We start from the raw sequence: 3098 nt of genomic DNA, 5'->3' as shown, positions 1-3098 counted from the left end.
TCGGCCTGGCAACCGGTATGGGTACAGCACACCTTAGCCCGGATGGCTTAAACCATGGAGGACTTAGCGAAGAGCAACAGGGTAAGGGCATAGTAAGAATGATGCAGGCCATTAAAAGAGAAGGCTACACTGGAGCTGTAATATTCGAATGGCTCGATGAGTGGGCTAAGAAAACCTGGACGACTGAGCCCTTTATGATACCCTACGAGCGGCATGTTCTTTGGCATAACGCTATTGATCCTGAACAAAACTATGGCTTGCTGGCGATAGAACCTCAAAGCAGTAAAGCTCCACCCGTTATCAAAAGAGGTAATGGTCAAATTAAAAGCATTACACTAAACTATGATGCTCGTTTTCTCTACTTGAAGCTCGATTTATTTAAGAAACCGGATTTTAGTAAAGAAAAACTGCTAATTGCTCTGGATACTTACAACCGTGAGAAAGGCGAATTCAGATTTGACCCTGCTATTAATATTTCTGCCCCCAGTGGTGCAGAATTCCTTTTGGATTTCAGCGGGCCACAAAGCGCCAGAATGTTGGTGCACCCGGGCTATAATGCTTCGCAAAATCGTTTTTCTTCTTATGCCAGTTCGCAGGGTTTATTCGAAGAGATAAGACCGCTGATAAGCCGGGATAGAGTCGATAAAAATGGCAATCCCATTGCTGCCCTCTATGAAAATGCCAGCCAGCTTAATTATGGTACTTTTGACTCCAACTCCTATAATCACTGGTATTTTGCCGATAGTACCCTTTATATCCGTTTACCCTGGGGCCGGTTAAACTTTAGCGATCCATCCAGTCTTATGGTGCTAAATGATAGCAACCCTGCCGAAGAAGCCGGTCGAGATATCCTGGGAACTCAAAAAACTGACGGTATAATCATATCGGCCCTGTATTATGATTTCGATAATCAGCAAGTTATAGATTTGCTTAGCAGCGATCTTTACAAATGGGAACAATGGGAGCTACCCGCATATAGCGAGCGCTTAAAAAAGAGCTACTTCATAATACAGGAATACTTTAAGAATATTTAAGATTTTCTACGCTTTCTTTTCCATGCTATTTTATTGTTGAATCTAAATCATCTTTATTCTTGCCCATTAGTCCTCATTCTTTTTGGAATCCTTTATCAAGGTGACATCAGTAGAATTAAACATAGTAAAAACCTCATCACCTTTTTTTAAGCGTAAATCCTGGTAGGCTGAGGAGGTCAGTGACGCAGTAACAGCAAAGTCACCTATATCCACAATAACTTCCGTAAAATCAGAGCCTTCCTTTATTTCCATTATCTTTCCAGCCAATTTATTTGGGTCACTAATACGCATTTTCATTCCTCCTGCGTTATTATTTTATAGCATCGAGAATCTTAAGCAGTTTAGCCTGGTTATAGGATGTTCACTAGCAGGAGGAATTATTAGGCTTTTAAAGTAACGCGATTAGAATTATTTGCTTTAACTCGTACCTATCAATCCTATTTTTGCTGTATAAGCCTGTTGATATCTTATTATTTTCCCTCGCATCACTAATAAGGAATAAGGCCATATTAATAGAAAATAGCCTTCTTATGGATTGAGGGGGAATTATGATTCGAGGGATTTTATCTAAAATAATTGCCAGCAGCCGTTTTATTCTGCTTTTTATTATAATTAGCCTGGCTCTGGGCCTTTACAGCTATTACCTCCTGCCTAAACAGGAGAGCCCGGAAGTTTCTGCTCCGGTAGCTATAATTAGCAATATCTATCCCGGGGCCTCACCACAGGAAGTAGAAAGACTGGTAACTCGGGTAATTGAGAGCAATATTCGCAAGCTGCCTGGCTATGATTTCAGTGAATCTTATAGTAGAAATAGTATTTCTGTAGTGCTGTTGCAGTTGCAAAATGATGCGCCGGTGGAAGAATCCTGGAATGAATTGCGCCGGATTTTAAGTGATACGCAAAGAGAGTTGCCCCCGGAATGCCTGCCCATTCAGCTAAATACCGATTTGGCGGAAACTGCGGGAATTATTGTTAGTCTCTCCGGGCAACATTATAATCCCGAAGAATTAGCGGCTATGGCTGAGAAGTTCAAAAAAAGGCTGGAGCAAGTAGAGGGTATAGCCCGGTTCGAAGTCTTTGGGGAAGAAAAAAAACAGATAGAGGTAGAAATCGACCATACTCGCCTGGCCGCGAGCGGCCTGTCCCTGGAGGAAATATTTAATATCCTTAAGGCCCAAAATATAATCATTCCACCCGGAGCCATTGTAGAAGAAGACATTAAGACTAATGTCAGGATTCCTGGCTGGTATAATTCCCTGGAAGATATTGAAAACACTATTATAGGGGTTTCACCAGATGGGAGCAGCAAAAGACTAAAAGACATTGCCAATATCCGCTGGGGAGTAGAGCCCGACCGTCCCCTGGCCCGGCACAACGGCCAATCGGCTCTCCTGTTAACCGGCTATTTTGAGGCGGAAGAGAACATTCTCCTGGTAGGAAAAAAGCTCCGGGATGAGCTGGATAAGCTAAAAAGTGAAGCACCCCATGACCTGCTGGTAGACCAGGTCTTATTTCAGCCTGATGAAGTAAATAAAAACCTCTATCGTTTCTTACGCAATTTGCTGGAAGGCATAATCCTAGTAATAATCATAGTGCTGCTGGGAATGGGATGGAAAAATGCCCTGGTGGCCTCTACGGCTATTCCTCTCTCCATTATGCTCAGCTTTATGGCCATGTACCTGTTGGGAATTAAGGTACACGAAATATCGATTGCCGCCTTGATTATTGTTTTGGGCATACTGGTAGATGATGCTATCGTAATGGTAGACGCCATCCAGGTTGGCTTGGATAAAGGCCTTAACCGGATGGAAGCCTGCCTGCAGGGACTTAAACAGGCAGCCATACCCATTCTCACCGCCACCCTGGTAATTATTATTGCCTTTTCCCCCATCTTTGTTCTTCCCGGCGCACCGGGGGAATTTCTCCAAAGTCTTCCCCAGATTGTCTTAATATCACTGCTGGCTTCATATGTGGTAGCAATGCTTATTACCCCAGCTATGGCCTACCGGTTTTTTACTCCCAGCCAGCATCGTAAAGATGATTGGCTAAGAAGATTTTTTGCTT

Annotated in this window: 2 protein-coding genes and 1 pseudogene; 2 read left to right on the top strand and 1 reads right to left on the bottom strand. The window is 43.2% G+C overall.

The genetic code is table 11. The annotated features are described in order from the left end of the window. Nucleotides 1-1034: pseudogene (locus tag PHP87_RS11640) on the top strand (hypothetical protein); the annotation flags it as partial. A 66-nt stretch (nt 1035-1100) separates the two neighbouring features. Here the strand turns inward: PHP87_RS11640 and PHP87_RS11635 are convergent. After that, the gene (locus PHP87_RS11635) at nt 1101-1325 is read right to left on the bottom strand and encodes a TOBE domain-containing protein (RefSeq protein ID WP_061214762.1); all 225 of its coding nucleotides are present in this window, start codon (nt 1323-1325) and stop codon (nt 1101-1103) included. 257 nt (nt 1326-1582) lie between these two features. Here PHP87_RS11635 and PHP87_RS11630 point away from each other — a divergent pair. Continuing rightward, nucleotides 1583-3098, top strand: a 1516-nt coding sequence (locus PHP87_RS11630; protein ID WP_299921558.1) for an efflux RND transporter permease subunit, incomplete at its 3' end; no start/stop codon positions are given.

It is taken from the genome of Syntrophomonas sp., from assembly GCF_028707975.1.
GTDB lineage: Bacteria > Bacillota > Syntrophomonadia > Syntrophomonadales > Syntrophomonadaceae > Syntrophomonas.
The sequence above is the reverse complement of the archived record's forward strand: the minus strand, read 5'-3'. Positions and strand labels throughout refer to the sequence as shown.